Annotated in this window: 8 protein-coding genes; 3 read left to right on the top strand and 5 right to left on the bottom strand. The window is 60.5% G+C overall.

The window, feature by feature from the left end:
- Positions 1 to 87: 87 nt before the first annotated feature.
- The 5 genes from GX108_00690 to rsmG form a co-directional block, all read right to left on the bottom strand.
- On the bottom strand, positions 88 to 585 hold the full coding sequence (locus GX108_00690) for an HIT domain-containing protein (protein ID NLO55566.1): 498 nt from the start codon (positions 583 to 585) through the stop codon (positions 88 to 90).
- A gap of 97 nt (positions 586 to 682) precedes the next feature.
- Positions 683 to 913, bottom strand: a complete 231-nt coding sequence (locus GX108_00685) for a hypothetical protein (GenBank protein NLO55565.1) — start codon at positions 911 to 913, stop codon at positions 683 to 685.
- A 16-nt stretch (positions 914 to 929) separates the two neighbouring features.
- Entirely contained in the window at positions 930 to 1,817 is an 888-nt protein-coding gene (locus tag GX108_00680) for a ParB/RepB/Spo0J family partition protein (protein ID NLO55564.1), read from the bottom strand.
- Positions 1,796 to 2,575: an AAA family ATPase gene (locus GX108_00675; GenBank protein NLO55563.1), complete on the bottom strand. Its 780-nt coding sequence runs from the start codon at positions 2,573 to 2,575 to the stop codon at positions 1,796 to 1,798. Before GX108_00675 ends, GX108_00680 begins: the two co-directional genes overlap by 22 nt.
- The gene (gene rsmG, locus GX108_00670) at positions 2,572 to 3,285 is read right to left on the bottom strand and encodes a 16S rRNA (guanine(527)-N(7))-methyltransferase RsmG (GenBank protein ID NLO55562.1); all 714 of its coding nucleotides are present in this window, start codon (positions 3,283 to 3,285) and stop codon (positions 2,572 to 2,574) included. Before rsmG ends, GX108_00675 begins: the two co-directional genes overlap by 4 nt.
- 147 nt (positions 3,286 to 3,432) lie before the next feature.
- Between rsmG and GX108_00665 the strand changes: the two genes are divergently transcribed.
- The 3 genes from GX108_00665 to GX108_00655 all read left to right on the top strand — a co-directional run.
- Positions 3,433 to 3,858 (top strand): DNA-binding protein, encoded by a 426-nt coding sequence (locus tag GX108_00665; GenBank protein NLO55561.1) that lies wholly within the window; start codon positions 3,433 to 3,435, stop codon positions 3,856 to 3,858.
- A complete protein-coding gene (locus tag GX108_00660; protein NLO55560.1) occupies positions 3,855 to 4,631 on the top strand; it encodes a thermonuclease in 777 nt (258 codons plus the stop codon). The genes GX108_00665 and GX108_00660 overlap by 4 nt, the downstream gene beginning before the upstream one ends.
- A 270-nt stretch (positions 4,632 to 4,901) precedes the next feature.
- Positions 4,902 to 5,462, top strand: a 561-nt coding sequence (locus tag GX108_00655; protein ID NLO55559.1) for a hypothetical protein, incomplete at its 3' end; no start/stop codon positions are given.

Here is a 5,462-nt window from a genome sequence, read left to right as displayed (position 1 = left end):
TCGGAACCCGCGAGGAAGACCCTTCCCGTGAAAATGGAACGTTTGTGCCTCGTCTCGACCTCGGCGAAGGAGGCGGGCTCGAAGAACTCATCGCCGCCGGCCATGGGCCTCCCAGACCTTCTTCAGGATGTCCCAGGTCTCCTGCAGCGAGGCTGGCAGGACCTTCGTGCCGGCTATCACCGGCATGAAGTTCGTGTCGCCGTCCCACCTGGGAACGATGTGAAGATGGATGTGGCCAGCAAAGCCCGCTCCGGCGGTTTTACCGATGTTTATTCCCAGGTTGAATCCCTGGGGGTTCATAGCTTCTTTGAGGACGCCGATGCATTTTCGGCCGAAACGATGCATCTCGAGTAATTCTTCTTCTTTGAGGTTCTCGTAGGCTCCCTCATGCCTGTAGGGGGCCACCATGAGGTGTCCGGGGTTGTAGGGGAAGGCGTTGAGTATTACGAAAACCAGTTCCCCGCGGGCCAGGATAAGGCGTTCCCTGTCCTCCTGCTCCTTGGGGAAATCGCAGAAGATGCACCCCTCCTGCTTGCCGGCCCCGTCTATATAGGCCATCCGCCAGGGCGCGAAAAGCTGATCCAAAGGGACTCCTCCCTCCTGTTTTGTTTAGAACCGCATGTTTCACGTGAAACACCTTCACGGATCCTGCCTTTACATCTCCCGATTCACGATTTACGATTCACGGTTTCCGCTCTCGTCCCCTTTTCATCCCCGTTTTCAAAAACCTCCAGGCCTGCCACGCGCCGAGGGCCGTTCCCCCCACGATGGCCGCCGGTTGGGTCCACCCGGGATAACCCCTCAAGACCAGGGTCCTTCCCCCGACCACGCCGAGGATTATGAAACCGCAGAGGAGCAGCGCCGAGGAAAGCACCCTTGAGAAAGCCGCCAGGTCCTCGGTAAGCCTCGCCATGGCGTGTCCTCGGCCCTCACTTGTCGGGGAAGAGTATCTCCCCGCTCCTGTCTATCATTTCGAAGAGCCTGCGGGCCTCATCCTCGTTCAACCCGCCAAGCATGATCCTCACGTTGTTTCCCCGGCCGCTCATCTTGATGTCGATACCGTAACGTTCTGAGACCCTCAGGACGGGTTCAGGGATGAGGACCGATGGGGACGATCTCGCCTTGCCGGCCTTTTTCTCTCCCGAGGGCTTGCGGACGGCCTCCTCGACCTCCCGGACCGACATGCCCCGGTCCACACATTGCCTCGCCAGGTGGAGCTGTTCCAGGGGATCATCGAGGGAGAGCAGGGCCCTGGCGTGCCCCTCGCCCAGGTCCCCCCGGTGGAGCATCTGCTGTAGTTCCTCGGGGAGGTTCAGGAGCCTGAGCTTGTTGGCCACGGCCGCCCTGCTCCATCCCAGCTTCCTGGCCGCCTGCTCCTGGGTTAGGGAGAACTTGTCCACCAGTTCGCTTATGCCCTTCGCGGCCTCCAAGGGGGAGAGGTCCTCCCTCTGGAGATTCTCCACCAGGGATAGTTCTATGACCCTGTTCTCGTCCACATCGATGACCCGCACGGGCACCTCGTCGAGGCCGGCCATCCCGGCGGCCCGCCACCTTCTCTCGCCGGCCACGATCTCGTAACCACCGTCCAGTTTTCGGACCACCACGGGCTGGACGACGCCATGTTCCCTGATGGAGTCGGCGAGGGCTGCCAGGCTTTCGTGGTCGAAATCCTTCCTGGGCTGGTTCGGTGACGGCCTTATGTCCTCCAGGCGCAGGCGAAGGACCTCCACCACCGCTCCTTCCACCGGTAGGGGTTCCGTCCCCGCCCCGGGGATGAGGGCTCCCAGCCCCTTGCCTAGCGCCCTTGAGCGAGCCATCTCTGCTGCACCTCCTCGGCGAGGTTTCTGAAGGCGGCTGCGCCGGCGCTCTCCGGATCGTAGTAGCATATGGGTTTACCATGGCTGGGAGCCTCGGAGAGCCTCACATTCCTGGGGATGAGGGTATCGAAGACGGCCTCGCGGAACTGGTTCCTGACCTCGTCGGCCACTTCCTTGGAGAGGTTGGTCCTAGCGTCGAACATGGTGAGGACGACGCCGTCCAGGTTGAGATTCTCGTTGAGGTACCGCTGGACCAGCGATATGGTCCGCATGAGTTGCCCCACCCCCTCGAGGGCGTAATATTCGCACTGGATCGGGACCAAGAGGCTGTCGGCGGCCACAAGGGCGTTGACGGTGAGGAGTCCCAGCGAGGGAGGGCAGTCGATGAAGCCGATGTCGAAGTCCTTCATGGCGTGCATGTGCCTCGCGAGCCTCGTCTCTCGACTCATCACCCCGGCCAGTTCCACCTCGGAACCGGCCAGGTCGAGGGTGGCCGGAAGAACCCAGACCCCTTCCCAGGCCGACGGGATGATCGCGCTGGTGGGCGGCACCTCGTCGAGGATGACATGGTACATGCTGTTATGGACGTTGGAGACATCCACGCCCAGGCCGCTGGTGCTGTTGCCCTGGGGGTCGATGTCTAGCACGAGGACCTTCTTTCCCTGCCTGCCGAGCTCGGCTGCCAAGTTCACGCAGCAGGTGGTCTTGCCCACGCCCCCCTTCTGATTCGCAACGGCGACGGTCTTCAAAAACCTCACCTCCACCAGGAACTCTTGCTCGCCTTGCCGGGTCGCCTCGGGTACTTCGCCGGGCAGGGGGCGCTCTTCTCGAGCCCCACCAGGCAAAGGTTCTTCCCATCCAGGTCGTAAGAGTAGATCATAGGGCCGTCAAAGCCGAGGGTCGCCCACTTGTCCCCCACGTCCCGCAGTTCCTCGGCGACCCGGGGCCCCTTGAAAAAGTAGGCAAAACCGCCCACTCCCAAAAGGGGGGAGGCATATTCGGCGACGACGCCCAGGTGTCCCACGCCCCTTGAAAGGGCGATGCGGAAACTCTCCCGGCGCTCCAGGGAGAGGGCCTCCGATCTGGCACAGGCCACATCCACGTTGGAGAGGCGCAGCATCCGGGCCATCTCGTCGAGGATGTCGCACTTTTTCGCGACGCTCTCCAGCAGCGTGATCTTCAGGTTGGGCCTGCAGAGAGCCCATACGATCCCCGGAAGGCCTCCCCCCGTCCCAATATCCACGACGGCGCCGATGTCGGGTGCGAAGACCAGGGAAACGGCGCAATCCCTTATATGTGCCATAATTTCCGGGGGTTCCGTGGGTCCGGTCAGCCTCGCCCTCTCGTTGAAGGAAGCCAGGAGAAAGGCGTAGTGCTCTATCCTTTCCCTGTTCCTTTCGAGTTCTACGAGGTAATCTTCCGGCTGCAGACTGCATTCGGGAAAGGGTTCCAGCAAGTTTTCATCCATCCTTCCCGGGAGGTCGGCTGGCCCTGCGCCCATCTCCCGCCCTGCTATCTTACCCGAAAAACCGGCGCTGTGGATAAGGGGCTTTTCGATGATAGACTAATATAGAGGGATTGAAACCGATCATAATTTCGCGAGGGAGGGTAAATATTGATAGTTGAACGAAACAAAAACCTGATCGCCCTGCGGTTCGACGATGGCGAGGATGTTATCCCCCGGCTCTATGAAGCCCTTGGCGACACGACATCGGCGATTTTGATCTCTGCCGTGGGGATGCTCCGCGATTTCGAGATAGGATGGCTGGGCCCCGATGGTTACGAGAAGAAGCGTTTCCACGAAGCCCGGGAGATCCTCTCCCTTTCGGGAACGGTGAACCGCCAGGACGATGGGAAGGCCTTTATCCACGTCCACGCCTCGCTGGCGGGACGGGATTACTCCGTCATCGGCGGGCACCTCTTCGGCGGAACCGTCAACTTCACCTGCGAGTTGGTGTTGATGATACCCGAGGGCCTGGTCTTCGAGAGAAAGGTCTCCGTGGAAGGAGAGCCCTTGAAGTTCTTCCCCAAAAAGAAATGAAGCGCCTCGCGGCCCTGGGCGCCTGCCTGCTGATCCTCTTTTCGCCCCTCCCTGCCTGGCCCGGGGAGGCCCTTGGCGGGCAGGTGATCAGGGTCACCGATGGCGATACGGTGACTGTCGCCACCGATGACGGAAAGGTCGAGCAGGTCAGGTATATCGGCATCGACTGCCCCGAAACCCACCACCCCCGTAGGAGGGTGGAAGAACTGGGGCGGGAGGCATCTCGATACAACGAGTCGCTGGTGCTGGGAAAGAGGGTCCTGCTGGAATTCGACCAGCAGAGGAGGGACCGTTACGGGAGAACCTTGGCCTACCTCTGGCTGACGGGCGAGGGAGGCGCCGTCATGGCCAACGAACTGCTGGTGGCCGAGGGTTACGCTCTTCCCTACGCCTTCCCTCCGAACCTGCGGTACACGGGGCTCTTCAGGGAGGCTTTCAACCGAGCCCGCTCCTCCGGAAAAGGACTCTGGGGAAGAGCCCGGGGGAGGCTGTTCACGCCGGCCCAGATCTGGGCTGAACTGCCATCGGTGGCCGGGCGCTTCATAACCGTCAACTTCAAGGTCCGGGACGTGACCTCATCGAAGACGCGCGTCTGTCTCCGCTCCGATAAGGGCAACGCCTCCCTGGTCGTCTACGAGAGCGATACCGGACAATTCGACCGGCTCGAGAAGTACGCCGGCAGTACCCTCACGATCATGGGAAAGGTCACGCCGGGTTTCAACGGACCCGAGATCCTCCTGGTCGACCCAGTCCAAATTTTATCGATTCGGTGATCCACACTTATCCACAAGTTTGTCCACATCTCCACACTCCTTTCCGGTCATTTTGGCATTCAGTGACAGTACTCCACAGAGAATACCCTCGATGGCGACCTCTTGCATACAATCTTGACTCCACGAAGCTCGTGGTGGAACTGGTATAATTGGGACCTCAAAAAACCTCCTCGCCCTTTTCCGGATTTATACGTATTTATTCGATTGATTCTTTTTTGGCCCACCCTTATTATTAGTTGTCCTGCGAGATACTTCCGGGAGGATTACTACTTGGCCAGATTCTTCAAGGCTCTTCTCATACTGGTGATCCTGCTTTCGCTGGCGATCGGCGGCGCCCTCATCCTCGCCTCGAAAGGCGACATAGGGGCCGGAGCCGTCGTCTCCGAACTCGCGAAGGCCGCCAGGCAGCACCTAGGGGCGGAACTCGCCCTTTCTTCCGTGGCGGGCAACCCCATTAAGGGTTTCAGGATAAACGATGTAGTCCTCCGGCTCAAGGGCCGTGTGCTCTTTTCCGCGCCGGAGGTGACCGTCGTCTTCAAACCTCTTACGCTCCTGGCGGGATCACCCCGGATAAGATTCATCTCCTTCGACCGGGCCCTGCTCAACTGGTCCGACTTACCCTCGGCGCTCCCCCGGGAGGGAGCGGTAAAACCGATGGAGCTCCCCTTCGACACCCTCCTCGTCCAAAAGAGCATCGTGAGGACCTCGCAGGGCGATTTCGAGATCGAAGAGGGAAAAGTGGCTCTTGACGAGGGTACGATCGGTGCGTCGATCTCCCTCCTTTACAGGGAGACCCCCTTTTCGCTCAAGGCACAGCTCGAACCGTCCGGG

The sequence above is a fragment of the Thermovirga sp. genome (assembly GCA_012523215.1).
Classification (GTDB): domain Bacteria; phylum Synergistota; class Synergistia; order Synergistales; family Thermovirgaceae; genus 58-81.
The sequence above is the reverse complement of the archived record's forward strand: the minus strand, read 5'-3'. Positions and strand labels throughout refer to the sequence as shown.